At 65.5% G+C, this 23,464-nt stretch carries 33 protein-coding genes; 21 read left to right on the top strand and 12 right to left on the bottom strand.

Annotated elements, in window-relative coordinates; translation table 11 throughout:
- Positions 1 to 35 precede the first annotated feature (35 nt).
- Both AZH51_RS16590 and AZH51_RS16585 read right to left on the bottom strand, forming a co-directional pair.
- Entirely contained in the window at positions 36 to 497 is a 462-nt protein-coding gene (locus tag AZH51_RS16590) for a hypothetical protein (protein ID WP_291525964.1), read from the bottom strand.
- Complete coding sequence (locus AZH51_RS16585; protein ID WP_291525963.1) at positions 494 to 1,132, bottom strand: sigma-70 family RNA polymerase sigma factor; 639 nt, start codon at positions 1,130 to 1,132, stop codon at positions 494 to 496. The genes AZH51_RS16590 and AZH51_RS16585 overlap by 4 nt, the downstream gene beginning before the upstream one ends.
- Before the next feature lie 135 nt (positions 1,133 to 1,267).
- On the opposite strand from AZH51_RS16585, the gene AZH51_RS16580 reads away from it, so the two are divergent.
- The 3 genes from AZH51_RS16580 (at position 1,268) to AZH51_RS16570 (ending at position 3,463) form a co-directional block, all read left to right on the top strand.
- The gene (locus AZH51_RS16580) at positions 1,268 to 1,633 is read left to right on the top strand and encodes a YraN family protein (RefSeq protein WP_291525962.1); all 366 of its coding nucleotides are present in this window, start codon (positions 1,268 to 1,270) and stop codon (positions 1,631 to 1,633) included.
- A 79-nt stretch (positions 1,634 to 1,712) separates the two neighbouring features.
- Entirely contained in the window at positions 1,713 to 1,958 is a 246-nt protein-coding gene (locus AZH51_RS16575; protein WP_291525961.1) for a DUF3311 domain-containing protein, read from the top strand.
- On the top strand, positions 1,955 to 3,463 hold the full coding sequence (locus AZH51_RS16570; RefSeq protein WP_291525960.1) for a sodium:solute symporter: 1,509 nt from the start codon (positions 1,955 to 1,957) through the stop codon (positions 3,461 to 3,463). The genes AZH51_RS16575 and AZH51_RS16570 overlap by 4 nt, the downstream gene beginning before the upstream one ends.
- Here the strand turns inward: AZH51_RS16570 and AZH51_RS16565 are convergent.
- Complete coding sequence (locus AZH51_RS16565) at positions 3,398 to 4,918, bottom strand: hypothetical protein (protein ID WP_291525959.1); 1,521 nt, start codon at positions 4,916 to 4,918, stop codon at positions 3,398 to 3,400. The two genes, AZH51_RS16570 and AZH51_RS16565, sit on opposite strands and share 66 nt — an antisense overlap.
- Positions 4,919 to 5,091: 173 nt before the next feature.
- On the opposite strand from AZH51_RS16565, the gene AZH51_RS16560 reads away from it, so the two are divergent.
- Genes AZH51_RS16560 through AZH51_RS16540 form a run of 5 tightly spaced genes read left to right on the top strand, consistent with a single transcriptional unit; the run spans position 5,092 to position 7,541 of the window.
- Positions 5,092 to 6,153 (top strand): magnesium chelatase domain-containing protein, encoded by a 1,062-nt coding sequence (locus AZH51_RS16560; RefSeq protein WP_291525958.1) that lies wholly within the window; start codon positions 5,092 to 5,094, stop codon positions 6,151 to 6,153.
- Entirely contained in the window at positions 6,150 to 6,401 is a 252-nt protein-coding gene (locus AZH51_RS16555; protein ID WP_291525957.1) for a hypothetical protein, read from the top strand. Before AZH51_RS16560 ends, AZH51_RS16555 begins: the two co-directional genes overlap by 4 nt.
- Entirely contained in the window at positions 6,401 to 6,814 is a 414-nt protein-coding gene (locus AZH51_RS16550; protein ID WP_291525956.1) for a hypothetical protein, read from the top strand. Before AZH51_RS16555 ends, AZH51_RS16550 begins: the two co-directional genes overlap by 1 nt.
- The gene (locus AZH51_RS16545; protein ID WP_291525955.1) at positions 6,811 to 7,383 is read left to right on the top strand and encodes a hypothetical protein; all 573 of its coding nucleotides are present in this window, start codon (positions 6,811 to 6,813) and stop codon (positions 7,381 to 7,383) included. The genes AZH51_RS16550 and AZH51_RS16545 overlap by 4 nt, the downstream gene beginning before the upstream one ends.
- A 5-nt stretch (positions 7,384 to 7,388) precedes the next feature.
- Entirely contained in the window at positions 7,389 to 7,541 is a 153-nt protein-coding gene (locus AZH51_RS16540) for a hypothetical protein (RefSeq protein WP_291525954.1), read from the top strand.
- Between the two features lie 135 nt (positions 7,542 to 7,676).
- Here AZH51_RS16540 and AZH51_RS16535 read toward each other — a convergent pair whose 3' ends face one another.
- From AZH51_RS16535 to AZH51_RS16505, 7 genes are all read right to left on the bottom strand, one after another.
- Positions 7,677 to 8,180 carry a hypothetical protein gene (locus tag AZH51_RS16535; protein WP_291525953.1) on the bottom strand — a complete coding sequence of 168 codons (504 nt, stop codon included), beginning with the start codon at positions 8,178 to 8,180 and terminating at the stop codon, positions 7,677 to 7,679.
- 11 nt (positions 8,181 to 8,191) lie between these two features.
- Complete coding sequence (locus AZH51_RS16530) at positions 8,192 to 8,545, bottom strand: hypothetical protein (RefSeq protein ID WP_291525952.1); 354 nt, start codon at positions 8,543 to 8,545, stop codon at positions 8,192 to 8,194.
- Between the two features lie 2 nt (positions 8,546 to 8,547).
- Positions 8,548 to 8,805: a hypothetical protein gene (locus AZH51_RS16525; protein WP_291525951.1), complete on the bottom strand. Its 258-nt coding sequence runs from the start codon at positions 8,803 to 8,805 to the stop codon at positions 8,548 to 8,550.
- A complete protein-coding gene (locus AZH51_RS16520) occupies positions 8,805 to 9,080 on the bottom strand; it encodes a hypothetical protein (RefSeq protein WP_291525950.1) in 276 nt (91 codons plus the stop codon). The genes AZH51_RS16525 and AZH51_RS16520 overlap by 1 nt, the downstream gene beginning before the upstream one ends.
- Positions 9,077 to 9,295, bottom strand: coding sequence for a hypothetical protein (locus AZH51_RS16515; protein ID WP_291525949.1), 219 nt, complete (start codon positions 9,293 to 9,295; stop codon positions 9,077 to 9,079). Before AZH51_RS16515 ends, AZH51_RS16520 begins: the two co-directional genes overlap by 4 nt.
- Positions 9,296 to 9,493: 198 nt before the next feature.
- Positions 9,494 to 9,853, bottom strand: coding sequence for a hypothetical protein (locus AZH51_RS16510; RefSeq protein WP_291525948.1), 360 nt, complete (start codon positions 9,851 to 9,853; stop codon positions 9,494 to 9,496).
- Positions 9,850 to 10,065: a hypothetical protein gene (locus tag AZH51_RS16505; protein ID WP_291525947.1), complete on the bottom strand. Its 216-nt coding sequence runs from the start codon at positions 10,063 to 10,065 to the stop codon at positions 9,850 to 9,852. Before AZH51_RS16505 ends, AZH51_RS16510 begins: the two co-directional genes overlap by 4 nt.
- Before the next feature lie 518 nt (positions 10,066 to 10,583).
- Between AZH51_RS16505 and AZH51_RS16500 the strand changes: the two genes are divergently transcribed.
- From AZH51_RS16500 to AZH51_RS16465, 8 genes are all read left to right on the top strand, one after another.
- Positions 10,584 to 10,916, top strand: coding sequence for a hypothetical protein (locus AZH51_RS16500; protein WP_291525946.1), 333 nt, complete (start codon positions 10,584 to 10,586; stop codon positions 10,914 to 10,916).
- The gene (locus tag AZH51_RS16495) at positions 10,900 to 11,847 is read left to right on the top strand and encodes a bifunctional DNA primase/polymerase (protein ID WP_367188069.1); all 948 of its coding nucleotides are present in this window, start codon (positions 10,900 to 10,902) and stop codon (positions 11,845 to 11,847) included. Before AZH51_RS16500 ends, AZH51_RS16495 begins: the two co-directional genes overlap by 17 nt.
- Positions 11,844 to 13,097, top strand: coding sequence for an AAA family ATPase (locus AZH51_RS16490; protein ID WP_291525944.1), 1,254 nt, complete (start codon positions 11,844 to 11,846; stop codon positions 13,095 to 13,097). Before AZH51_RS16495 ends, AZH51_RS16490 begins: the two co-directional genes overlap by 4 nt.
- Positions 13,097 to 13,552 carry a hypothetical protein gene (locus tag AZH51_RS16485; protein ID WP_291525943.1) on the top strand — a complete coding sequence of 152 codons (456 nt, stop codon included), beginning with the start codon at positions 13,097 to 13,099 and terminating at the stop codon, positions 13,550 to 13,552. The genes AZH51_RS16490 and AZH51_RS16485 overlap by 1 nt, the downstream gene beginning before the upstream one ends.
- A gap of 14 nt (positions 13,553 to 13,566) precedes the next feature.
- A complete protein-coding gene (locus AZH51_RS16480; RefSeq protein ID WP_291525942.1) occupies positions 13,567 to 13,962 on the top strand; it encodes a hypothetical protein in 396 nt (131 codons plus the stop codon).
- 511 nt (positions 13,963 to 14,473) lie between these two features.
- Positions 14,474 to 14,881 carry a hypothetical protein gene (locus tag AZH51_RS16475; protein ID WP_291525941.1) on the top strand — a complete coding sequence of 136 codons (408 nt, stop codon included), beginning with the start codon at positions 14,474 to 14,476 and terminating at the stop codon, positions 14,879 to 14,881.
- A gap of 180 nt (positions 14,882 to 15,061) precedes the next feature.
- The gene (locus AZH51_RS16470; protein WP_291526061.1) at positions 15,062 to 15,637 is read left to right on the top strand and encodes a recombinase family protein; all 576 of its coding nucleotides are present in this window, start codon (positions 15,062 to 15,064) and stop codon (positions 15,635 to 15,637) included.
- Positions 15,634 to 16,110 (top strand): HNH endonuclease signature motif containing protein, encoded by a 477-nt coding sequence (locus AZH51_RS16465; protein WP_291525940.1) that lies wholly within the window; start codon positions 15,634 to 15,636, stop codon positions 16,108 to 16,110. Before AZH51_RS16470 ends, AZH51_RS16465 begins: the two co-directional genes overlap by 4 nt.
- On the opposite strand, the gene AZH51_RS16460 is transcribed toward AZH51_RS16465, so the two are convergent.
- Positions 16,088 to 17,728 (bottom strand): recombinase family protein, encoded by a 1,641-nt coding sequence (locus AZH51_RS16460; RefSeq protein ID WP_291525939.1) that lies wholly within the window; start codon positions 17,726 to 17,728, stop codon positions 16,088 to 16,090. The genes AZH51_RS16465 and AZH51_RS16460 overlap by 23 nt on opposite strands.
- A gap of 26 nt (positions 17,729 to 17,754) precedes the next feature.
- On the opposite strand from AZH51_RS16460, the gene AZH51_RS16455 reads away from it, so the two are divergent.
- Both AZH51_RS16455 and dprA read left to right on the top strand, forming a co-directional pair.
- Positions 17,755 to 18,363 carry an ATP-binding protein gene (locus AZH51_RS16455; RefSeq protein ID WP_291525938.1) on the top strand — a complete coding sequence of 203 codons (609 nt, stop codon included), beginning with the start codon at positions 17,755 to 17,757 and terminating at the stop codon, positions 18,361 to 18,363.
- Complete coding sequence (gene dprA / locus AZH51_RS16450; RefSeq protein ID WP_291525937.1) at positions 18,360 to 19,508, top strand: DNA-processing protein DprA; 1,149 nt, start codon at positions 18,360 to 18,362, stop codon at positions 19,506 to 19,508. Before AZH51_RS16455 ends, dprA begins: the two co-directional genes overlap by 4 nt.
- On the opposite strand, the gene AZH51_RS16445 is transcribed toward dprA, so the two are convergent.
- On the bottom strand, positions 19,505 to 20,200 hold the full coding sequence (locus AZH51_RS16445) for an HNH endonuclease family protein (protein ID WP_367188068.1): 696 nt from the start codon (positions 20,198 to 20,200) through the stop codon (positions 19,505 to 19,507). The genes dprA and AZH51_RS16445 overlap by 4 nt on opposite strands.
- Positions 20,201 to 20,295: 95 nt before the next feature.
- On the opposite strand from AZH51_RS16445, the gene AZH51_RS16440 reads away from it, so the two are divergent.
- The 3 genes from AZH51_RS16440 to AZH51_RS16430 are packed head-to-tail and all read left to right on the top strand — an operon-like array spanning position 20,296 to position 23,447.
- A complete protein-coding gene (locus AZH51_RS16440) occupies positions 20,296 to 21,675 on the top strand; it encodes a transaminase (RefSeq protein ID WP_291525936.1) in 1,380 nt (459 codons plus the stop codon).
- Positions 21,676 to 21,729: 54 nt separating this feature from the next.
- On the top strand, positions 21,730 to 22,653 hold the full coding sequence (locus tag AZH51_RS16435; protein WP_291525935.1) for a tyrosine recombinase XerC: 924 nt from the start codon (positions 21,730 to 21,732) through the stop codon (positions 22,651 to 22,653).
- The gene (locus AZH51_RS16430; protein WP_291525934.1) at positions 22,650 to 23,447 is read left to right on the top strand and encodes a DUF3152 domain-containing protein; all 798 of its coding nucleotides are present in this window, start codon (positions 22,650 to 22,652) and stop codon (positions 23,445 to 23,447) included. The genes AZH51_RS16435 and AZH51_RS16430 overlap by 4 nt, the downstream gene beginning before the upstream one ends.
- Positions 23,448 to 23,464 lie beyond the last annotated feature (17 nt).

Genomic DNA, 23,464 nt, shown 5'->3' with positions numbered 1-23,464 from the left:
CCTGAACAGGGCCAACCCTGGGTTGGCCTGATGGGTCAGACGTCGAAGTGGGGGGTGGACGAGCGGTGACCGCCCGGACGGTCAAACCAGAGGCGGATCGCGCCGGCAGGATGTTCGGCGACCTCGAAGCGGCCGTTCTCATCGATGGGCACAGTGACCTCGCCGTCAGCGGACGGGATCCGCACCGTGCCTGCGGTGGGCGGGTCGGTCCAGCCGTCCAATCGACGTACGCCGGGGCCCACCGAACTGATCCGCACGACCACACTGAAGTCCTCGCCGGAGAACTCGACCACCGTGGGCGTTTCCGTCTGTCCGCCCCGGGTCCCCAGCAGTTCGCGGTCGGCGAACGACATGGCGAGAAGCTCGAATTCCTCTGCCATGCCTTCGGATTCGATCGCAACGATGCTGCTCTCGACCAGATCGGTCGGCACGGGGTCGCTCTGCGACCACATGGCACGCAACCGGGCGTACAGTTCCTCGTCTGTCCAGGCGCTCATGATTCTTCGTCCTCCATTGTCTCCCCCAGGTGAGTGCGAAGTTTTTGTAGACATCGCGACCGGGTCGGTCCGATGCTGCCGACTTTCATATCCAGTTCCGTGGCGATGGTGCGGTAGTCGGGCCGTTGCTCGAACGCCACGATCCGCAACAGCTTCTGGCATCGTTCGTCGAGTTTGGCCACGGCGAGCCACAGTCGTTGGTTGTCATCGCCGAGGGCCACGGTCTCGGCAGGATCGATGCTGTGGGTGGCCAGGTCGCTTCGATCCAGATCGGCGTCCTGCAGGATCTCCGGGTCGGTCGAGGTCTGGCTGCGACTGCGCCGGGCAACACGCCAGGCCTCCCGCCGGGCCGAGATGGTCAGCCACGAAGCGATGGCCTGCGGGTCGGCGATGTGGTCGCGGTTGCGCACCAGCGCCAGCCAGGTGCTCTGCACGACATCCCGGGCATCGTCCTCGTGCAGGCCGCAGGCGCGTACGACGTGCCAGAGCACCGGCGTCATGACCTGAACCAGTGGGTCGACCTTTGCCCCGCCGTCCACCCACTCGCGGAACGCGGCCGCTGCGAGATCCCACACCGGTTGTTCTTCATCTGAGGGTGATGGCGCCATGGCATCACTGACGTGACCGTCATCCATGCTCCGCATTGTCCTCACGTTCGGTTAAGAGGGATAGAACCGCCGCTCTGATACCAACTGTTGCGTGTGACGTGCCTCACGAGGTTGTCCACAGGCTGCGCTGCCGACGTCCGGGCGGACCGGCACAGTAATGGAGTGCCAACGCAGCGAGCAACCCTCGGCCAATGGGGTGAACAGGTGGCCGTGCGGTTCCTCACCGACGCCGGGTGGCAGGTCATCGAGCGCAACTGGCGGTGCAGGTACGGCGAGATCGACCTGATCGCGCACGATCAGCGAAGCGGGGTGCTGGCTTTCGTCGAGGTCAAGACCCGCCGGTCCGATGCCTTCGGTGGTCCGTTGGCTGCCGTCGATCACCGCAAAGCGGTGCGGCTGCGCCGACTTGCAGGGCAGTGGTTGCAGGAGCACTCGTACAGCGCGAACCAGGTGCGGGTGGACGTGGTAGCGGTGTGGCACCGAGCGGGACAGGTGCCACTGGTGCAGCACGTGTGCGACATCGCATGAACGGGGTGGCGCGCAAACCCCACTGAACTACTTTGCGTCTCTATGGTCGAACGAACCAGTGGTGAGCCAAGGAGAAGCGATGTCTCAGACCGTTCCGGCCACGCGGCGTACCGCAAGCAGTTATGTGCGATTCGCCCTGGGCGCGCTGCCCTTCATCGGGATCCTCGTGCTGGTCCCGTTCGCCAATCGGGATACGCCGATGATCCTGGGGATGCCGTTCCTGCTGGTGTGGATGGTCGCGTGGGTGATCCTGACGTCCGTCTGCATGACCATCGTGTATCTGATCGATCCGCAGAACCGCGACAACGAGCAGGACTCGCTGTGAACGCGGCGCTGGTTGTTCTGATCGCCTTCTTCGTCCTGGCGCTCGTCCTGGGACTGTGGTCGCGCCGGGGCAAGGAGATGGATATCGAGCAGTGGAGCGTGGGCGGGCGCAATTTCGGCGCCATCTTCGTCTTCCTGCTGCTGGCGGGAGAGATCTACACGACCTTCACCTTCCTGGGCGCCAGCGGGTACGCGTACACCTACGGCGGCGCGGCGTTCTACATCCTGGGATACGGCGCCCTGGCCTACGTCATCTCGTACTGGTTGGCGCCGGCGATCTGGCGGTACGCCAAGCGGGAGAAACTGGTCTCGCAACCTGACTGGTTCCGTCGCAAATACGACAGCCGCAACCTGTCGTTGATCGTCGCTCTGATCGGCATCGTGGCGATGGTGCCCTACCTGGAGTTGCAACTGACCGGGTTGGGGATCATCGTCCAGGAGACCTCCTACGGCTCACTGTCACGGACTGCGGCGATCTGGATCGGCGCCATCGTGATGGCGGTGTACGTCGTCGTCGCGGGGATCCACGCCGCTGCCTGGAACGCAGTGGTCAAAGACATCCTGGTGTTGGTGGTGGTTGTCTTCATCGGTATCTACCTACCGATGCACTACTTCGGCGGTGTCGGATCGATGATGCAGAAAATTCATGAGCAGAAGCCCGGCTTCCTCAGCGCGAATCTGCCCAGCCACGACATGGGCTGGTTCATCACCTCGATCCTGCTGTCGGCCTTGGGCTTCTTCATGTGGCCGCACTACTTCGGCGCGATCTACGCCTCCCGGGACACGCGTACCTTCCGGCGCAACGCGATGTTCCTGCCGCTGTATCAACTGGTGTTGCTCTTCGTCTTCTTCACCGGTCTGGCGGCGGTGCTGGTCGTGCCGGGCCTGAGCAACGGAGACCTGTCGCTGTTGGCGATCAGCCGCAAGACGTTCTCCCCGGTCGTGGTCGGTCTGATCGGTGCGGCGGGTATCTTCTGCGCACTCGTGCCCGGCGCGATGTTGCTCTCGACCTCGGCCACCCTGCTGGCCAAGAACGTGGTGCAGGAGTTCCGGCCCGGTCTGAGCGGTCGGCAGACGGCGATGGTCGCCAAAGCGCTGGTGCCGGTGATCACCCTGGTCGCGTTGTACCTCACCTTCGCCGGCGGCGACGCGATCGTGAATCTCCTACTGCTCGGCTATGCCTTCGTCACTCAGCTGTTCCCGTCGATGATCGCCAGCTTGCATCCGCGCAACCCGGTCACCACGTGGGGTGCGGGCGCCGGGATGGTGGTGGGCGCCGTACTCGTGACCTGGCTGACGCTGGGCAAGCACACGGCCGGCGATGTGCTGCCGTTCCTGCCGCAGTCGTGGCACCACGTGAACGTCGGCATCGTTGCCTTGGTGGCCAACATCCTTGTCTGCGTGCTGGTTTCGTTGCTGACGGCGCGGCGGCGGAGCCCGTCAGTCCCAGCAGCCGCCGGAGCGGATGCGCCACCAATCGGCGCTGGGGCCGCTGAAGGCCGGTGAGTGCAACAACGGATGCTGGCTCATCCCTGCGTAGTAGACCGCCATGGACGCTTTGGCCGGATCACTGGCAGCTGCCCGCAACTGCTCGTCGCCGATGTCGTGCCGCAGGTGCGCGCAGGCCATGAGGCCGATCCGGGCAAGGTCGGGCTCGGGCCGGTGGACCAGTGCGTCGACCGCGTCGGTGTTGTCCGATGATGCCAACCGGGACACGAGGTAGGTCGCCAACTGGAACGTCTCCGCCGGAGTATGCGGCAGGTCGATGAGGTGTAGCGCGGCGTCGGTGAGCGCGGTCGCATAGGGACTGACCTGCAAGAGGCTCGCGGTGTGGAACTGCACGCCTGGGCTGGCCGCCGACAGCACCACACGCAGCATTTCCCGCAGCACTGAGTCCGGGTGGCCGGGCCAACTGGCCGCCGCCGCAACGTCCAGGTAGACCTGCAGCTCGGCATCGATCCTGCGCCTCTCGCGGCCGCCGGACATCCGGGCCATCGGATGGACGGCGTCGATGGCCGCCAGGACCCGGTCGCGATGCCGGACCGGAAGGGCTGAGGCGAGCACCGCGATCGGCTCCATCGAGGACAGGGTCCAGGTCGCCGTACGGTCGACAAGGATGTCGGCCAACGCAGTGTTCAGGTGCCGGGGAAGCAGCCCGAGGTGGCTGTGCTGCCACAGGGCGAAGCAGAAACCAGCGAACTGGTCGTCCTCGCAGACGGGCAGCCGGTCGACGATGCTGGAAATCGTCGCGTGATCGGTGATGTCACCCAGAAGACCCCATGCGTCGCGGGTGCCGGATGCGCCAGGGGCAGTGGCAAGGGCCGTGACCGCATCCAGCAGCAGAGGGGCGGTCGCCGGGTGGCTCGCGAACATGGAGGCAGCCTCCATCCGGCAGTAGTACGCGTAGTTGACCGAGCGCATGAACTCATCGACCAGGCGGAATATCCACTGCCGCAAGAGCTCTCGCGGAAGATGGGTCGAGTCAGTCTTCGTGAGGAGCTGGGCGAGCTGGATCCAGCGATAGCCGGGAAGTTGGCCGCTGGCCAGGTAGGTGTCATAACACTCATCGACGACCGATGGGTCGTCGGGAAGTCGTGCCTGCTCCAGCAGGGTCGCCGACTCGGGCAGGTCCGGCTGCAGACGGGCCGCACCGCGCAGCGGCGCGAGCAGGGTCGCCGGCGCGAGTCCCAGCGCCACCTCGTACCCGGGGATCGCTCCTGCCCAGCCCGGTCCGCTGCCCGACTCCGCCCGCGAGATCACGAACGTCGACAACGACACCCCGACGGACTCGGCGTGGGCGGCAAAGGCCGATCCGGGAAGCGCGCCGAACGGCGAGGCCATCCGGTGGGTCCACAACAACCAACTGGCTGCACTCTGCAGGTCATCGAGCAGGGACCACGAGTGAGCGGCGTACGGACCCGCGGATACCCGGCCAGAACGCTCCACAACGGGCCAGGTCACCGGGCCATCGTGAACCCTTATCCGACCGATGTGAGCGGTGTTGCATGGCGAGTTGATCCGTGCAACATGTCGTCGGTCCTGTGGATGGCGATCTGGGAGGGACACGTTGTCCACACCGCTGGGCGCTTGGCTTTCGTCTGGCGCCCCTGGCCGTCCAGGCTGTTCTGCAGGGGGTGAGACGTGATGAGGAATTCGATTCACGCACAGTGACATTGGGGCGCACCCGCGCGGTGGCCGTCACGGGTATCGAGGGGGTGCCGATCGAGGTGGAGGCCGACTCTGCGCCGGGACTTCCGGCGTTCACGATCGTGGGCATGCCGGACACGGCCTGCCGTCAGGCGCCGGACCGGGTGCGTTCTGCTGCAGCCAACAGTGCGCTGCAACTGCCACGCCAGCGGGTGACGGTGAACCTCTCGCCCGCGTCGCTGCCCAAACAAGGCTCGGGTTTCGATGTCGCGATCGCGATCGCCGCATTGGCGGCTGCCGGCGTCGTGGACAACGCCCAGATCGCTGAGGTGGTGCATATCGGCGAGCTGGGTCTCGACGGCACGATCCGGGCGGTGCCGGGAGTGCTTCCGGCCGTGCTGGCGGCGGCGGCCGCCGGGCTGACGAAGGTGGTGGTGCCCACCGCCAATGCCGCGGAGGCCGCGCTGGTGCCGGGGATGGAAGTGCTGCCCGCGACCGACCTGGGTTCGCTGGTCAGCAGGTATCGGCTGCAACACAAGGGGAAGCCGGTGCCGCCGGTCGTTGTGCCGACCACCTCGGAGCCTGCCGCGCCCATAGTGCCGGACCTGGCAGACGTGGTCGGGCAGGTCGAGGCCCGCTTCGCCCTCGAGGCTGCCGCAGCAGGTGGGCATCACATGGCGATGGTTGGTCCACCCGGAGCGGGCAAAACGATGTTGGCCGAGCGCCTTCCGGGTCTGCTACCTGCGCTGGGTGTCGATGATGCATTGCAGGTCACTGCGGTGCATTCGGTGCTGGGAGCATTGGGTTCGGGGGAGGACGGCCGGTCGCCGTTGTTGACCCATCCACCCTTCGTCGCGCCGCATCACGGGGCGTCGATGGCCAGCGTGGTCGGCGGCGGCAGCGGCCGGATCCGACCCGGTGCGATCTCCCGGGCGCATCCAGATAGACCGGCATTGTTTCTTGAGCGATCAAGAGCAGGACGCCCGGTGGCTCTCGTCCCGTTTGCGCCGGGCGTCCTGCACGGGACGAACAGGAGAACAACCACATGAGTACCGATCCCAACAGCGCCGCGCCGATCGCAACGGACGGCGGCTGGCGCAGCCGCAGCACCAGTCCCCAGCCACGCAAGGTCGATGCGGACAAGCTGAACGCGCATTACCTGTCGGTGGATTCGTTGCTGACCGAGGCGGAGGACGCCACGGTTGAGCTTGGCAAGCGCGAAGCAGCGCGGGCCGCGATCTACGCCGACGACACCCAGTCCGATGCGGCGTTGGCCGAGAAGTACGGGGTGGCCTGATGGACATCAACCGCAACGACGTACTGACCGTGCTGGCGCAGGAGCAGCACGCGCAGGCCACCCGTGAGCTACACGCCGAGCTGGACGAGAAGGACGCCGAGCAGCAAGCCGAGTCGATCCGTACCCAGGCAATCGACAAGACGCACCAGTTGGCGCAGGCGGCCGAGCAGATCGAGAACGAGCTTCGCGAACTGAACAACGAAGCGCGCGAAGTGCTCGACGCGGCCAAGGCCGGACGGATCACTAAGGCTCAGGCGGTTGCCAGGCTCCGCAAGGCTCGTTCGCGCTACGCCGACCTAGCTGGACGGCGTCAGAGCTTCGAGGCTGATCTGGCCGCGACCAACGCCGTCATCGCGGACCCGGCAGCTGAACGCGACCGGCTACTCAGCAAGTACCCGGTGCTAGGGCGATGACGACGAAGCTGTCCGAGCAGTGGTGGCTGGAGCATCCCAACGCGACCCGCTGCCATGCCAAGAGTCGCCGCAGCGGCAACCAGTGCAAACACCTGGCGATGAAAGGCGGTGTCGTCTGCCGAACTCACGGCGGGGCGGCACCGCAGGTCAAAGCCAAAGCGGCCGAGCGGTTGATCATGGCCGCCGACGATGCGGTGTCCCGGTTGCTGCAATGGATGCGGGACGATTCCATCCCCATCCAGGAGCGGCGCAAGATCGCGGAATCGGTGCTCGACCGGGCGGGCTTGGGCGGTGCCAAGGTCGCGGAGATCGGCGTCACGCACAAGTTCGAGCAGACCTTTGCGTCGGCCACCGAGATCGTCATCGTCGATGACGACGACATCGAGGACGCGGTCATCGTCTCCGAACCGCCCGCGCCAGATCCATACGCGGACAGTGACATTCCCAGGTCACCGCGTGCTGACCTGGTGACGTTCGGTGACCAGATGGCCGAGGCCGTTCCGTTCCCGCCCGTGAATCCAACTGCCGCTGAGATGCGGCGACGACTGAAAGCGCAGGCACGACAATGAGCGAAATGGCCGACTTCTCCGGTGACGGCAACCTGCCGGAGGACGATTACACCAAGCAGCGCCGGTTGATGTTCGCCGACGTCAACGAGGGCCAGGAGGCTCCGATCAACTCCAGTCCCGAGGAACAGAACCGCGTCCGCGGTCTGGGGTCGTCGTAGCGGGCGCTGAGAGGCGTTCGTGTCGCCGACGGACAACCAACCGTCCGGGACGCGAGGGGGGCTGAGATAGCCTCTGAACACACGGGAAGCCCCGGCCAACACCTCTGGCCGGGGCTTCCTGTTGTGCTGCGCGGGCTAGCTGGTCGTGCAGGTCACCGCGCCGATTCCGACCTGGGAGACCGGAGCCATCTGGAGGCCGTCACCGGTCGCCAGCGAACCCGACCCGGAGTCGCCCGCCTTGATGGTGAACTGAACCGGCGTTGCCGCGCCTTGCACGACGGTCAGGCCGCACGAGTCCAACGACGAGGTCCAGCCTGCGGGCAGGGTGAACTTCGAGCCAACGATCCGCGCGTTCTCGGAGGCGGTCAGGATGATCGTCCCCTTCACCGTGCACGTGTCACCGGGGTAACCCTGCACGTTGATCGTCAGCTTGTCACCGGAGCCGCTGACGTTGCACACGGCGGCCGAACCGGACGCGGTGGCAACGGGGTTCGCGGCCCAGGTGTAGTTCATCGAGCGGGTCGCGACGGTGCCGTCCACCTTGGCCTGCAGCAGGTACGCGGCCAGTGCGGTTCCGCCACCGGCGATCAGCAAGCCACCGGCTGCGGTTACGGCCACGGTCTTCTTCTTCATCTTCATCATTTCCTCTTTCACTTCCCCGCGCTGGCTGCGCGGGTGTTCTGGGGCTTGCGGACGGGCGTCGTCCGCTTCCGGGCGGGATTGGTCGCAGGGGCCGGTTCCACAGGCTCAGGGGGCCCGTCGCGCAGGACCGCGCAGGCGTTGCACCACTCGGCGACCGCGGCGCGGGTGCCAGCGGTGCAGGCGGTCCGCAATGTGTCGGACCCGTGCTGGGTGTTGTGCTCCAGGCAGATGGTGACCCACCGTTGATCACAGGCAACTCCGGCGGTCGCGGTTCGGGCGACGCGGTACTCGGTTCCCCACGGCGTCTTGCGCGTCAGATCGACCTCGGCGGCTGCGTTGCGGGGCTTCTTGATGTGCGGCATGACTAGACCCCTGCCCGGGCGTCCATGACGCCCATGGTCCGGTGCATGCGGTACGTGTCCGGGTCGCCTGCGTTGGCCGAGATCAGCCGCGTCTCGGCGCGGTCCACGACCAGCGCCAGCGCTTCCAGGTCGCGGGTGAATTCGGGCATCTGGGACATTTCCATTGCGGCCAAAGCCGCTTCGGCTTCGTCGCGGATCTTGCGCAGCGCGTCGTACATTTTGGCCGAGTCGCGGCGGACCCATTCGGAGGTGGTAGCCATCAGCGGACCGTCCCGTCCCATGCGGCACGCGGCGCGTACGGGTCATCGAAGATCGAGTCACCCTCGACCAGCCAGACGACCGAGTCGTCCGTGCAGTCGTCGCACGAGTAGTACCCGTGCTCGTCGCATTGGGTCTCGCCGGCGATGCTGCTGCCGGTCGCGATCCCGCGTAGCTGGCTGGCCATGGGCCAGTGCGGTTGGGTCGCCATGCGGACCTCGGCGTCACCGGGCAGGTCCGCGAGCAGGTCGCGCAGTTCGGAGACGGTCATCTTCACAGCGACTCACCACCCTCGAAGTCCTTGCGGTCCAGGTAGACGACGACCTCGGCGCGGTTGGTGCCGCGCTTGACCAGACCGACGACGTTGTCGACGTCCGGGTCGAAGATCCACATGTAGTCGTGGGTCTGCTCGAAGTCCTCGACCTTGCGGACGAAGGCGGGAACGGCGGTCTCGTTCAGGACCTCGTAGGCGAGGTCGCGTGCTGTGGTCATTGCTTCCTTCCGGGTCCCGTACCTCGGGGCCAACAGGAGCAACAGAACTAGGAGAGTGACCCGTGTGCAACGTGAAACCCACTGCGGCACAGTCGGTTTCACCCACGAGACGGGTGAAGTTGCAGGTCCGGGCGGTGCGGGAACCCGAGAAATTCGTAGGCCGGTAGCCCGCCCTCAGAGCGAGAGCGGGCCACCGGTCTAGGTCCAGTCCGTCACGACCGGGTCGCCAACCTGCTCCGCGGTTACGTGCTGCGGGTCGATCTTGGCGATGCGGCTAATCCACCGCGTCAGGTCGGACGGGTAGCCACCTCGGACGGTGTAGACCACCGTCATCGTCAGCACGTTGTCGCGGACCTCGCCATCGGTGATCTTCTTGCTGCCGGGTTTGTCACCACCGGGGCCGAACCGCGCGAGCAGGTAGTCCAGCAACTCCTGCGGATTCGGATCGTTGCGGACCACGACATGCCAGGTCTTGCGCGTCACGAACTTGGTGTGTCCGTTCAGCGTCTTCGGCTGGGCGTTGCCGTTGTCGTCCGGGTCAGTCGGCCAGGAGGTCATACCGGTAGCCACTCGTCGAGCTCATAGATGCGTCCCTGCATTTCCACGTCGCAAGAGACCAGCACGGGTTCGTAGAAACCGGACTGGTCCACTGCGTCCGCCCACGCACGAGCCAACTGCTCCGTGATGGGCCGCTTGTCTGGGGTCACCGAACGACGTGCGATCCAGACGAGGAGGGTGTAGACGCCGTCATCGTCGGGTCTACAGGTCAAGCCGCGAACCTTAGATACGCGACTTCCGCCCATCGTGTTTCCTTGCAACTGGCGGAAGTAGGCGCGGTGAAATCTGGGCTTTCCGCGATACAGGACGCGGGCGTGAAAAGACCGAGTGATGGGTTGCATGATGGTGAGTTGCCTTCCGGGGCGTGGTGATAGATGGATCACCCAACAGACCGGGCAACGTCCTCAGCGCGGGTGCACGCCGGGTCTACCTCTTCGGTCTGGTCACGTCCGCGTCGTCCGGGCTCGGTGGCTGTCTCGGCTCAATCGGCGGTGTATGGAAGGGTCCACCACACCTATGCGGTTTGTCAAGCGTACCCAACTCGTTTGCGCAGCAACAGGATTCGGGTGGGTGCGTGGGGAGTGGAACGGAGTTTGTGTGACGGTGTAAGCGGGGGGCTACAGTAGTCCTTAGCGGAACCACACAGGGTGGAGAGACCCGAGTTCGGACCGCCGGTGAAGAGTGATCGACGTACCGGCCAGGACTCCAGTAGCTGAACTGGAGTCCCATCATGAATCCACCTTGGGTCGTGCAGCCTGCGCGCGACATCTTGTATGCACAGCGATGGAACGCATCGAGTGCGTCGGCCGAGATCAACGTCCCGTACCTGCATCTGAGAGCAGTGCTCCTCGGGAAGACGCGTCCGCGTCCGGAGGTTCTCGAACGATTGCCCAAGCTGCTTGGCGTTCCGGTCGAGGAGCTGTTTACCGAGGAGATGCTGGCCCAGCCGTTCGGCGTGGCTGGTGGTCGTCCGCCAAAAAGTGAAGCCCGCCGCAAGGGAGAGCTTGCGGCGGGCCGGAAGAAGATCACGCGTAGGCGGATGAGCGGTGGTCCTCGTGTCTGATTCTAGCCCAATCCCGTTGCCTAACACGAAGACTGGGTATCTGGAGGCCGCGCTGTGGTGGGTCTCTCGCGGGGTGGCGGTGATACCCATGATGCCAGGCAGCAACGAGTGTCACTACGACTGGTCGCGAGGGCGCACGTTCGATGAGGCGTCCTCGGCTAAGCCCTTCATCGGCATCCGGGACGTCGCGCAAGTCGCGGCGGTCTGGTCCGGCAGCACGCGTGTCTGTAACGTCGGCATGGTCTGCGGGATGCCTAACCGTGTGCTGGTTGTGGACTGCGACACGCACAAGGTCGGCCAGAACGGAGTGACGGCGTTCACCGCCTGGTGTCAGGTCAATTCCGTTGACCTGCAATCAGTTCCGCGAGTTCAGTCACCCTCCGGAGGCATGCACTTCTACTTTCGGTTGCACGCTCCGCAGCAATCGCGGATCGGGTGGCTGCCCGGCGTCGATGTCCTGGCCGACGGTAAGCCGGTTGCGCTGCCGCCGTCGATTCGGGAGATCTCGCTGGTGGGTGACTTCAAGACCCATCCGCGCGATATCGGCTCCGCGTTCGTCATGTACGAGTCGGAAGGTGACCTCCTTGCGCCGCCAGCGGTGCCAGGTGCGCTTCTGACGGACGTAGATGCCGTCCGGGTCCAGTCCGCCAGCCGGTCCTCTGAGGAGGTCCCTGAGCTGGATTGGTGGCTGGGCAACGGCTTCGGTGCGGTGTCCGGCTCGCGTGACACCGACTGTCTGGCTTGGTGCCGGTCAATGCTCAATCAACACAACGGGAATCGGGCGGTCGTCGAAGCGTTGATGAGCGCGGTCTGGAACGTGACTCCCCAGACGGGGCACTCGTTCCGTTGGCGCGATGCGCTGAAGTGCCTCCGCCAAGCGGAGCAGTACTACCGCGCGGACCTGTCGCGGATACCGAGGTGGCGAGGATGACCAATCCGGATGAACTGCTCCCACCCGAGGAATTGAAAGCCCTGTTTGACCGGGTGAGTGCCGACGACACGGGTAAGGCAAAGGCAGTGCAAGATGTGCTGCTATCCCTAGACGGCCAATCGGTTTCGCCCGTGACGGACTACGGACCGGCGAACCTGCTGGACCTGGTGCGGAAGCTGGCCGCTGAGAACGACACCCTGTCCACATCGGCGATGCAGTCCAGTTGGGCACCTGCCGATATGGCCGCCGTTCTGGCGGGGGATCTGGACGTGGCGAAGCCGACGTTGCTGGAGCGATCCGACAGCGAGCGGCTGATCTACGGCGAGTTGCTCAACGGCCTACATGGCGAGAGCGAGTCCGGCAAGACATGGGTCGCGCTGTTCATGTGTACCCAGGTCATGCAGGCGGGCGGCAAGGTGCTCTACCTGGACTTCGAGTCCAGCATGGTGGACATCGCGTCGCGGCTGATGGCGCTCGGCGTCGACGCCGCGGTGGTGGTCGATTGCCTGACCTACATCGGACCGTCAGACCGCTACTCGGACAAGGAGATGCGGGCGCTCGGTGACCTGATCGCGTCCGGCCAGTTCGAGGTCATCGTGCTGGACGGTGTGACCGATGCGATGAACGCGTTCGGCCTCAAGCCGCGTGACGAGAGCGACTACGCCGAGTTCAAGCGGGCTTTGCTGTTGCCGCTGACGTTGGCCGGTGGTGCATGCGTGACCATCGACCACATCGCGCGCGGATCGGACGGGCGCGAAGCGTTGGGCACCCAACACAAGCGCGCCAGTATCCGGGGCGCGTCGTTCTTGGTGGAGGTCATCACGCCGTTCGCTCGCGGCCAAAGCGGCTCAGCGCGGCTGGTGGTCTCGAAGGATCGGCCCGGGTGGGTTCGTGGCGTGTCGGAGCGACAACAGGACCGCAGCATCGCGGGCGTGTTCTCCCTGACCGCAACGGAAGACGGGCTTCTCGTGCCGTCGTTGGTGACAGTCGCGGAGTTCAACGAGCAACCCGTCTCGTTCGCGGACCTGTCCGCTCGCCACGCGGACCGGTTCGAGTCCGAACTGGCCAGCTTGGTTGCGGCAATCCGGGCCAATCCCGGCGCGGGCGTCAACGACCTCAAAGAGGCAACCAATCTGCGGGACATCAAGCCGTATGTCGAAGAGGCCGTAAAGCGGAAGCTCATCGTCACCCAGCAAGAGAAGCGCAAAAAGATTGGGCACTACCCGTTGCTCGGATCGGAGGAGGTCTGATGTACGTCTGCGAAAGCCGCAAGACCGGCTACCGCTTCGAGTCGGAACTGGAGCTGTACTGGGAGGTCTCGGGCGACCCGCTGTCAGACGACTACGCGCCCAGCCAGATCAGCGCTGCCCAGTTGTTCAGCCGCTATCTGGCGCGATGCTCAGAGCGCCCGCAGCGGCGTGTCTGGTGGGCAGTCAGCGGCATTGGGAACGGGAAGTTTGAAGCTGCGCCGTTCCAGGACGACCCGCTATATGACGGCAACTGGTTGACGCATTACACGTGGCCGGTAGATGTCATCACGGGGGAGCGAGTCAACTTCGCGACGCTGCCTGTGGTGGACAAATTGTGGCGGCCCGGTCGAGCAGACAAAGGCGGCTTCATTCAAGAAGCAACGGGCTGGAAGCCAGCGCCGTTGCAATCCAGCATCAACATCATCAATCTGGCTCGCGCTGCGGGCCTTGCGTAAAGGAGAACAGCATCATGGAAAGCTTCTACCATTCGCACGTCGTGTCTGCGCCGCCGAACTTGCGGTTGATCTCAACGAGGGTCGAGCAGGATTGGGGAAGGACAACCTTTCGTGCGTCGGCTCGTTGGGAGGCAGACGTCGTCGCTATTGCCGTCACGCCGGACGGGAGACCCGTTCCGATCACCAATAACGATGTCGCCGCTGGGTACAAGACGTGGGATTCGTTGGGCGATAGCGACGACGGGCGAACTCGCACGAACACGTACTGCATCGCTGCCGAAAAGGTCGAGGACGCGGTGGCTGAGGCGTTGGACCGAGCATTGAGCAAGTTCATGCCGCCCCAGAGGGACGACTACCGCGTCATCGGTAATAGCGCAAACTGGTCCTTGGAATATGTCCCCAGCGACTGATACTGCACCAGTGCGGGACTGGTACAGCGACTGGTACAGATGACTGGGGCGCGACTGGTCTATATAGACCAGTCGCCCCAGTCTGTACTGCTCCAGTCGTATCGCGGACTAGTGCAGACATATATAGGAAAGACCCCTTGGTGAACAGCTGTAGCCCAAATGGCCGTCTCACCTCCCCAGCGGAGCCCCCAGAAACGTGTCTACAAAGGAGAACGACGTGAAAGCACCGTGTGTTGTTTGCGGCCAGCCAGCTAACGGCCACTGCTTCCGAGAAGCGTGCGGCCAGGCGGTGCACTCCGCGTGCCGATCTGCCCACTCGGCGGTATGCGCTCACGACAACCGGAAAGGGAGTGGGCCGAGTTGCACGGTCTGCGGCGAGCCAACAGGATCGCGCAGATGCAAGCGCGAAGGGTGCAACGAACCGGTACACGCGAAATGCTCGACAGCGCATACGCCGCTATGCCGAGGCGAGCGCAAGAAACCGGGTCGGCCAACGGGAAACCACATAACGGTGCTGAAGACACTCAACGACGGCAGGCCGTTGCCGAAGTTCACCAAACAGCCGCGCCGGTATTCCTGCGTGCAATGCCGGGGCGTCATCAGCCAAGGCGTGCCGACCTGCCAGGACTGCGGCGCGCACGTGCACCAGCTGTGCGCCGAAGATCATGCCCGCGTTAGCTCGGCGCTACACCTGCGGTTCGCGTCGCAGATGAACCGGACCTACGAACGAAACCTACCGCCGGAGGACACCAGCGATTCGGACTTCGCGTCGGCGCTGGCACTGGAGGTGGCCGAGCATGACGCGGTGCTGGACTTGCTGGCGGGCGACTGGCCGGAGACATGGCCGACAGACGATCCGTTACTGGCCGGCAGGCGGCTCGGAGATCAGTTCCGAGCGGCGATTGCGCGCCGGGGGTAGCGACTAGCGGCAACGGTAGGAACGAGGCTCAGAACGCGTTACAACGCCGCGGGTAGCGGGCGTCTCGGTAACCCCGCGAGACTGTCCGATTAGGGTGTAATCCAGATGGCCAATCGTACAGGTGTTCGGATAGATTCGATTCGTCGTCAATCGAACACAACCGTCAGAGGATCTAAGACCATGCGAATCAGCTACATCCGCGTAAGCACCGCTGGACAGAACACCGCCAGGCAGGAAGACATCGAGGCGGACCGGGTATTCACCGACAAGGAAAGCGGCAAGGATCGGAACCGACCTGGGCTGGAGGAGATGTTGAGGTTCGCCCGCGAAGGGGACACAGTGCTGGTCCACTCGATGGACCGACTCGGCAGGTCCACCATCGACATACACAACATCGTTTCTGAGTTGACCGACAACGGCGTGACGGTCGAGTTCATCAAGGAGAAGTTGATCCTGTCGAAGGACAGCGGCCCGAACGCGAAACTCATGCTGTCCGTGTTTGCCGCCATTGCCGAGTTCGAGCGCAGCATCATCCGCGAGCGCCAACGTGAGGGGATCGCCAAGGCCAAGGCGCGCGGTGTCTACAAGGGCCGCCAGCCCGCGATGACGGCGGACCAGATCGAAACCGCGCGGCAGCGAAAGGATCTAGGCGTGCCGTTGTCCCGGATCGCGCGGGATCTAGGCGTCGCGCGTTCGACGCTCTATGCCGCGCTGGGCGGGGCAGGGGCGTACGCGGGTGAGGAAACAACCGCGTGAGCGTTCGTACCGGCGTGCCGAGCATGAAGCGGATTGCTGAGGCGCACGACCGGCCGAGGTTCAAGTGTTGGCGCTGCAATGACGGAGCAACGCGACTAGAGCGAGCGCACGCCGTTCCATCAATGCTGGGCGGATCAGACAGTGACCCGAGCAATTACGCGTTGTTGTGTCCGCAATGCCACGTGGACGCGCCCGACATTCTCGACGGCAAGGCGTTCTGGCGATGGGTTGAGCACGGCTCGGTGGTCGTCGAGATGTGGGATTCGTTTCGGTCCAGTGCGCTGCTTGAGGCCACCGCGATCAAGGGCGAGGACTGGGTCGTGGCGCAGTTCGACAACATGTATCGGATGGCGATCTTCGACGCGACCGGATTGCACGAAGGAATCAACCCGGCCACCCGTTCATGGGCGATGTATTCCGCCGCGCGGATCGTGCTGGCAATGGCGGCCCCTACACCCGCCACTCAATGGTGATCCGCGACGCGTCGAACGTGTTGCGACCACGGAACGCGGGACGTATGACGACACGCTCGATGACCCGCGCCAACGCAGCCCGTCGCCACGCCAACGACTCGGATTGCCATTCTTGCCACAATTCCTCGCGCGTGCTGGGCAGGTCCGCGAACGACGCGAAAACGCCTGCCGTCTTGACGACCATCTCGCGCTGATTGGCCAGCTCCTTGCTGAGGGTGTCCGACATGCGGAGCCACCTGTCGCGCGGAATCTCCTTTCGCACGTAATAGTCCTCGTCCAACTCGGAGATCTGAGACTGAATCTCGATGCCACGTGCGATCCAATACAGGTGCTCGGGATCGGCGTCGTCCGGCCACACCGGGCGTTCTGCGTCGCTTTCCTCCGGGCGCAGATGCCACAACCACGAAGCAACGACAAGGTCCTCCAGCGGCGCGCCCTTCACCCGCAACTTGCCGTTTCCGCAGCCGTGCCGACGAGCGCGGACCGAGTCGCAAACATACGACGGCATCCGAGTGCCGTCCTTCTCGTTCTGCTGCGGGCGCGACACCATTTTGCTGCCGCACATTGAGCACACCAGCAGGCCGGTCAACAACCGGCGAGTTTTCAACATGCCGCCGTTGGTCCTGCGCCGCGGATCGTCCAAAATCGTCCGCAGTTTGAGGAAGTCCTCCGGCGTGATGATCGCGGGCCACTGGCCTTTCACGGGCTGCCCATTAACGATGACCAGTTCGCCGTGCCGAAGACGCAAGCCAGCAATCCGGCCCGAGCGCAACATGCGGCGTAGCGAAACCCGCGACCATTGCGGCGGGTCATAGATCGGTACGTTCCGCGCGTTCAAGTCATGCATGATCGCGGTTGCGGATTCCCCGTCGGTCATCCGGCGGATTACCTCCTGCCCAGTCTCGGAGTCCGGCTCTTTGGCCGCGACACGGCGTACCTGCGGCTGGGTCCATTCCTTGCCCGTCACGGGAGGTTTGCCCTCGTCGTTCCAACGCGCGCAGATCGCTCCCAACGACGAACCGAGGTAGATCTGCTGCATGGCCCAGCGGATCATCTCCGCTTCGTCCTCAACGATGTTCTTCCGGTCGTACGTGTAACCGAACGGCCTCGTTCCGCCGCCGCCTTCTTTGCCTTCCTCGGCGAGTTGCAACGCCTTGCGCTTGATGCGATCCGACTTGGCTTCCGACTCGTATTGCGCCCATGCGCCGAGGGTCTTGGCCGTTGCCCGTCCAGCGGGCGTGCTGAGGTCCAGCAAACCCGCGCGGACGGTATGGACTGGCACGTCACCGATGACCTGGATGAAGTCCTCCAGTTCGCGGGTCGAACGATGCAGCCGGTCCGTGTGCCACGCGACGATCGCGACGTACTTCTTAGCGGCAACATCCGCCAGCATCTGCTGATACTGCGGGCGTGCCCTTCCGCTGAATGCCGAGATGTCGTTGTCCACATAGACGTGACCGACTTCCCAGCCGCGTTCCTCGGCCAGTTTCCGGCAGTCCTGCTCTTGACGTTGCACGCCGAGTCCGGCGCCCTCTCGGTCACTGGAAATCCGGCAGTAGATGGCACATACAGAGGCGGTCATACGATAGATTGAAACCAGCTCAGAACTATGCTGCAACCCTGGTCCATCGGGGGGTTCTGTTCATGGACGAGGCTCCGGAGTTCCGTCGGGACGTCCTGGACGCGTTGCGCCAGCCGTTGGAATCCGGTTCGGTCACCATCGCCAGGGCGGATCGGTTGGTGCGGTTCCCCGCGCGATTCCAACTCGTGCTGGCGGCGAACCCGTGTCCGTGCGGTGCTGCCCGGGACAACAACTGCACCTGCTCGGCGATGGTGCGCCGGACCTACCTCAATCGTCTGTCGGGACCGTTGCTCGACCGGGTTGACGTGCGTCTGAACCTGCTTCCGGTGTCGCGGGCTTCATTGGCCCAGGGTCGCGGGGAGTCGACGGCCACTGTGGCAGAACGGGTTACGGCCGCTCGAGCGCGTCAGGCGGCTCGTTGGTCGGCGTTCGGTTGGCGACTCAATGCCGACGTGCCGGGCACTGTGCTGCGGGCAATTCCGTGGCGCCTGTCCAAAGAGGTGTCCCGGCCGCTGGACGAACAGTTGGAGAAGGGAACCCTGACATTGCGTGGATACGATCGCTGCCTGCGCGTGGCGTGGACGCTGGCTGATCTTGCCGGGGAGAAGGCGCCCGGTCCCGCCCAGGTGGGCGGCGCGTCAATGTTGCGGACGGAGTTGCGGGCCGCATGAACGTCTCTGAAGCCGGTGTCGGCGTCGAAGCGCACCAGGTCCGCCAGGACGCTGAGTTGTCCGCCAGGGTTGCGTTGTCGGTGGTCGTGGAGCCGATGGACACCAAGCTCGCACCGTTGATCCGGGAGCTGGGCACGACGCGGGCCTGGTCGGCGATCAGCCGCAACGAGGGCGGTCATTTCGATCGCTGCCAGCCGCGCGTCCAGGCCCTGGACCTGGATCAGGTGCTGTTCAACACCCACCAGACCGGTGCCCGGTTGCTGTTTCCAGGTCTGCCGGGGTGGCCGGCCGGACTTGATGACCTCGAGTTCGCTCCGTTCGCGGTGTGGGCCCGCGGCTGCATCACGGACATCGACTGGGCCCGTAGCATCGCCGTCGTCGGGTCGAGAGCGGCCACCTCCTACGGTCTGCATGTTGCGGGCGAACTCGGCTACGACCTGGCCAGTTCCGGTTACACCGTCGTCTCGGGCGCCGCATTCGGGATCGACGCCGCAGCCCATCGGGGTGCGCTCGCCGCCGATGTCGCAACCGTTGCGGTGCTGGCCGGAGGGGTCGACAGACCTTACCCGGTCGCCCACAGTCAACTGCTGGATCAGATCCGGGCCAACGGATTGGTGCTGTCCGAAGCACCGCCGGGTGCCTCCCCGCGGCGCGAGCGCTTCCTGGCCCGCAACCGATTGATCGCGGCCCTGACCACGGGGACTGTGGTCGTCGAGGCCGGGCTGCGCTCCGGTGCGCTCAGTTCAGCCGGGCACGCCGAGCGGCTGGGTCGGGTGCTGGCTGCGGTCCCCGGGCCGGTCACCAGCGCCGCATCCGCGGGCACCAACGCGTGGATCCGGGACGGGCGAGCGGTCCTGGTCAGCAACGCCGCGCAGTGCGTGGAGTTGGTCGCCCCCGTGGGCGAGGGACTACTGGCACCGGAGCGGGACGAGCTGGCCTTGGTGTACGACGACCTGCCCGAGGTGCCACGGCGGGTCTTTGAATCGCTGCCGAAGACGCGCACCACGACAGTGGACCGGCTGGCGGTGATCGCCGGGGTCAGCGGGCAGGAGGTGATGGCCGCGCTGGGGTCATTGGAACTGTCGGGTCGGGTCGAGCGCAGCGCCGGAGGCTGGCGGCGCAGCAGGCAGGAGGTGACCGGTTAACGGCCGCCGGGCTCGCTGGGTAGCTTGATTCCCCTGCAGCCCTGCAGGATTCGGATCATCGCCGACTTCTCGGCCGCGGTGACCCACGCGCGGTACTTGGCTTTGACCGCGACCTGCAGCGCGACGTACCGGCACCGGAAACCCTTGTTCGGTGGCAACCAGGTAGCAGCGTCCCCGGCGCCCTTCTTCTGGTTGGTCGGACCGTCGACGGCCAGGAGGTTGAGCGGATCGTTGGCGAAGGCCACGCGCGTGGCAGTGCTCCATTGCTGGGCGCCTTTCTGCCATGCGTCGGCCAGCGGCACCACGTGATCGATCTGCACCTTGCTGGAGGTTCCTCGCCCGCGTACGAAATTGATGACCTTGCCGGTGTACGGATCGGTGATGCGTCCCGAGGTGACGACCTTGCTGCATCTGCCCGACTTCTTGAAGCGCAACTGGGTCAGGTCCCGGCGCAGGATGTCCTCGCGGGTGGAGCATCCGTTGTGGCCCCACGGCGCACTGTTGTTATCGGTCCAGGCGGTGCCGAACTTCGCGCGGTCGTAGCCCGTCTTGGGTGCCCGCCCCTTGACCGTCAACCGCTGCGCGACGCTCAGCGCGCTCGGAGTCGCCGCCTGCGCGGGAAGGTCAACGGGCAGGACGAGGGCAACACCGGCAGCGGCGGCCACGGCGAACGTCATCGGTCGGCGAGTCACCGGAGCAAGGTAACCCGGGGCGCGATCCGCTGATGCCGGTTCCACCAGATCCGACCCGCACCAGCACAGCGAGCAGCCGCACTAGAGTCGCCGCCATGAGCGTCTCGCCCGTGCCTGCTCCTGAGATCGACCGTGATCGGCTGAGAACGCTCTACCAGCGCGAGGTGGAGCGTTTCGCCGCTGAGCATCCGGCCTCGCACGCGGCGTACGCCTCCGCCGACCACTTGTTCGGCCGGGTGCCGATGACCTGGATGAACAAACTGGCCAGCGGGTTCCCGATCTACCTGGATCGCGCGGTCGGCAACCGGGTCGTCGATATCGACGGCCACGAGTACGTCGACTTCGCGCTGGGCGACACCGGCGCGATGGCCGGCCACTCGCCCGAGCCGACCGTGGCCGCGATCCAGCAGCGGATCGCCACCCAGGGTGGTCTGACCACGATGCTGCCCACCACCGACGCCGAATGGGTGGGCGCGGAGCTGACCCGCCGCTTCGGAGCGGCGAAATGGAGCTTCTCGCTGACCGCGACCGACGCGAACCGCTGGGCGATCCGCCTGGTGCGGGCGCTCACCGATCGACCCAAGATCCTCTTCAACGCCTACTGCTACCACGGCTCGGTCGACGAGTCGTTGATCGTCGTCGGCCCGGACGGTGACGGGATCGACCGCCCGGGCAACGTGGGCGCGCCGGTGCCGGTGACGGCCACCAGCCGGGTGGCTGAGTTCAACGACCTGGCCGGGCTCGAGCGGCAACTGGCGCATGGTGACGTGGCTGCCGTCCTGATGGAACCGGCACTGACCAACATCGGCATCGTGCTCCCCGAGCCGGGCTACCTGCAGGGCGTGCGTGAACTGACCCGGACGTACGGCGCGTTGCTGATCAACGACGAGACCCACACCTTCTCGGCGGGTCCGGGAGGGGCGACGGCGGCGTGGGGCCTGGAACCGGACATCGTCATCATCGGCAAGTCCATCGGTGGCGGAATCCCTTGTGGCGCCTACGGATTGAGTGAGGAACTGGCCGACCAGGCTCTGCGGCGTACTGACCTCGACCTGGTCGATATGGGTGGTGTCGGCGGCACTCTGGCGGGCAACCCGCTGTCGGTGGCGGCCATGCGCGCGACCCTCGAGCACGTGCTGACCGACGCGGCGTTCGAGCAGATGATCGCTCTCGCGACGCAGTTCACGGCCGACGTGCGGCAGGTGATTGACCACTATCGGCTGCCGTGGTCGGTCAGCCAGCTCGGCGCTCGCACCGAGTACCGGTTCGCCGATCCCGCGCCCCGCAACGGCACCGAGTCGGCCACTTCGGCCGACCCGCTGCTGGAGGACTACCTGCACGTCTATCTGGCCAACCGGGGGATCCTGCTGACGCCCTTCCACAACATGGCGCTGATGTGCCCGACGACCAGCGCGGACGATGTCGCACGGCACCGTGAGGTCTTCGAGTCCGCGGTTGGTTCCCTGATCGCCTGAGCAGCTTGGCGCGTCCCTGCTGACCAGCACCGGCACGGTTTGTAGCCTTCAAGGGTGACACCGCCGACCGGACTGCAGCCCGCAGCACTGCTGGGGGAGTTCGAGCGGTATCTGCGTCTGGAGCGCGGTCGCTCCGAACACACCATTCGTGCCTACCTCACCGATCTGCGACACCTGGAGTCGCATCTGCTGTCCGCTGGTCTCGACCAATGGTCCGAGGTCGGTCTGGCGGATCTGCGCACCTGGCTGGCCAGCATCGACGCGGCCGGCGGAGCGCGTTCCACCGTGAGCCGTCGGGCCGCGTCAGCGCGGGCCTTCTTCGGGTGGGCGGCCCGTACCCAGCGGTTGCCGGGCGATCCCGCTGTGCGGTTGATTTCACCGAGGCGACACCGCACGTTGCCCGGGGTCCTGCGGCAGGCCGAGGCCGATCGACTGCTCGACGTGGCCGCAGTCGCCGCCGACGATGCCGTCCCCACCCACCTGCGGGACCGGGCCATGCTGGAACTGCTGTACGCCAGCGGGATCCGGGTGGGCGAGTTGTGCGGCCTCGACGTCGATGACCTCGACCGCGACGCGCGCGTCGTCCGCGTCACCGGCAAGGGCAACAAACAGCGCGTCGTCCCGTACGGCGTGCCCGCGGCTGAGGCGATCGACCACTGGTTGACCCGGGGCCGGCCCAGCGTCGTCGCACCGACGAGCCCACCGGCGCTGTTCCTCGGCGCTCGCGGCGGTCGCATCGATCCGCGCACCGTCCGTCGGGTGCTGACGGCACTGCTGCAGGAGGTGCCCGACGCGCCGCACCTGGGGCCGCACGGGCTGCGGCATTCAGCGGCCACCCACCTGCTGGAAGGCGGCGCCGACCTACGCACGGTGCAGGAACTGCTCGGCCACGCGAGCTTGTCGACGACCCAGATCTACACGCACGTGTCCGTCGAACGCCTGCGATCCTCGTTCGCAAAGGCGCATCCCCGCGCATGAGTGAGCCCGTGCCACCGCGTGACCCAGACGAACGCGCGCATCAACAAGTGGTGCGCCGACGCGGGATCGTCGCTACCGCAGCAGTAGTCGGTGTGGTGGGACTCAGTGCGCTCATCGGATTTCTGCACGAGTCGGGTCGGGCCGAGCCGACTGCCCGCCCGAACCCCTCAGTCACGTCGTCCACCGCGCCGACCACCACAGGACCCGCCGCTGCCCCCAGTACGACGCCGATCGTCGTACCCACAAGGGGCACAGGCACGTTCACCACGGTGCGAGTCCCTCAGACCACCACCGCCAAGACCGGCCGCGAGATCACCTACATCCTGCAGATCGAGAACGGCCTGGGTGCGGATAACGCCTCCATCGCCAAGACCGTGGGAGCCGACCTGCTCAATGCCCGGGGTTGGCAGAGCGTGGACCACGTTCGCTTCGTCCAACTGAGCGCGGCCGAACTGGCGAGGGGCCAGAAGCCCATCCTGGCCATCACCCTGGCCAGCCCCGACACGGTCAACAAACTCTGCGCACCGCTGGATACCCACGGTGAGTGGTCCTGCGGCAACAACGGGCGGGCGACGCTGAACTACGAGCGGTGGATGCTCGGCGTGCCCTACTTCGGGACGGACCTGGCGACCTACCGGGCGTACATGGTCAACCACGAGGTCGGTCACATCCTCGGGCATCAGCACCAGCACTGCGCCAAGGCCGGCGACTACGCCCCGGTGATGCAGCAGCAGTCCATGGGACTTCAGGGGTGTAAGCCCTGGCCCTGGCCGCAACGACCCACCGCCGGCTGAACCGGCGGCGGGCCACT

Origin of the sequence: Branchiibius sp. NY16-3462-2 (assembly GCF_001594145.1) — a bacterium.
Classification (GTDB): Bacteria; Actinomycetota; Actinomycetes; order Actinomycetales; family Dermatophilaceae; genus Branchiibius.
Note: the sequence above shows the minus strand (reverse complement) of the source record. Positions and strands in the feature narration are given on the sequence as shown.

What these genes read in the sequence shown, in the direction of transcription:
- AZH51_RS16590 (WP_291525964.1), bottom strand. Translation starts at nt 497, where the DNA reads ATGAGCGCCTGGACAGACGAGGAACTGTACGCCCGGTTGCGTGCCATG.
- AZH51_RS16585 (WP_291525963.1), bottom strand. Translation starts at nt 1,132, where the DNA reads ATGGATGACGGTCACGTCAGTGATGCCATGGCGCCATCACCCTCAGAT.
- AZH51_RS16575 (WP_291525961.1), top strand. Translation starts at nt 1,713, where the DNA reads ATGTCTCAGACCGTTCCGGCCACGCGGCGTACCGCAAGCAGTTATGTG.
- AZH51_RS16555 (WP_291525957.1), top strand. Translation starts at nt 6,150, where the DNA reads ATGAGTACCGATCCCAACAGCGCCGCGCCGATCGCAACGGACGGCGGC.
- AZH51_RS16550 (WP_291525956.1), top strand. Translation starts at nt 6,401, where the DNA reads ATGGACATCAACCGCAACGACGTACTGACCGTGCTGGCGCAGGAGCAG.
- AZH51_RS16545 (WP_291525955.1), top strand. Translation starts at nt 6,811, where the DNA reads ATGACGACGAAGCTGTCCGAGCAGTGGTGGCTGGAGCATCCCAACGCG.
- AZH51_RS16540 (WP_291525954.1), top strand. Translation starts at nt 7,389, where the DNA reads ATGGCCGACTTCTCCGGTGACGGCAACCTGCCGGAGGACGATTACACC.
- AZH51_RS16535 (WP_291525953.1), bottom strand. Translation starts at nt 8,180, where the DNA reads ATGAAGATGAAGAAGAAGACCGTGGCCGTAACCGCAGCCGGTGGCTTG.
- AZH51_RS16530 (WP_291525952.1), bottom strand. Translation starts at nt 8,545, where the DNA reads ATGCCGCACATCAAGAAGCCCCGCAACGCAGCCGCCGAGGTCGATCTG.
- AZH51_RS16525 (WP_291525951.1), bottom strand. Translation starts at nt 8,805, where the DNA reads ATGGCTACCACCTCCGAATGGGTCCGCCGCGACTCGGCCAAAATGTAC.
- AZH51_RS16515 (WP_291525949.1), bottom strand. Translation starts at nt 9,295, where the DNA reads ATGACCACAGCACGCGACCTCGCCTACGAGGTCCTGAACGAGACCGCC.
- AZH51_RS16510 (WP_291525948.1), bottom strand. Translation starts at nt 9,853, where the DNA reads ATGACCTCCTGGCCGACTGACCCGGACGACAACGGCAACGCCCAGCCG.
- AZH51_RS16500 (WP_291525946.1), top strand. Translation starts at nt 10,584, where the DNA reads ATGAATCCACCTTGGGTCGTGCAGCCTGCGCGCGACATCTTGTATGCA.
- AZH51_RS16490 (WP_291525944.1), top strand. Translation starts at nt 11,844, where the DNA reads ATGACCAATCCGGATGAACTGCTCCCACCCGAGGAATTGAAAGCCCTG.
- AZH51_RS16485 (WP_291525943.1), top strand. Translation starts at nt 13,097, where the DNA reads ATGTACGTCTGCGAAAGCCGCAAGACCGGCTACCGCTTCGAGTCGGAA.
- AZH51_RS16480 (WP_291525942.1), top strand. Translation starts at nt 13,567, where the DNA reads ATGGAAAGCTTCTACCATTCGCACGTCGTGTCTGCGCCGCCGAACTTG.
- AZH51_RS16470 (WP_291526061.1), top strand. Translation starts at nt 15,062, where the DNA reads ATGCGAATCAGCTACATCCGCGTAAGCACCGCTGGACAGAACACCGCC.
- AZH51_RS16455 (WP_291525938.1), top strand. Translation starts at nt 17,755, where the DNA reads ATGGACGAGGCTCCGGAGTTCCGTCGGGACGTCCTGGACGCGTTGCGC.
- dprA (WP_291525937.1), top strand. Translation starts at nt 18,360, where the DNA reads ATGAACGTCTCTGAAGCCGGTGTCGGCGTCGAAGCGCACCAGGTCCGC.
- AZH51_RS16440 (WP_291525936.1), top strand. Translation starts at nt 20,296, where the DNA reads ATGAGCGTCTCGCCCGTGCCTGCTCCTGAGATCGACCGTGATCGGCTG.
- AZH51_RS16430 (WP_291525934.1), top strand. Translation starts at nt 22,650, where the DNA reads ATGAGTGAGCCCGTGCCACCGCGTGACCCAGACGAACGCGCGCATCAA.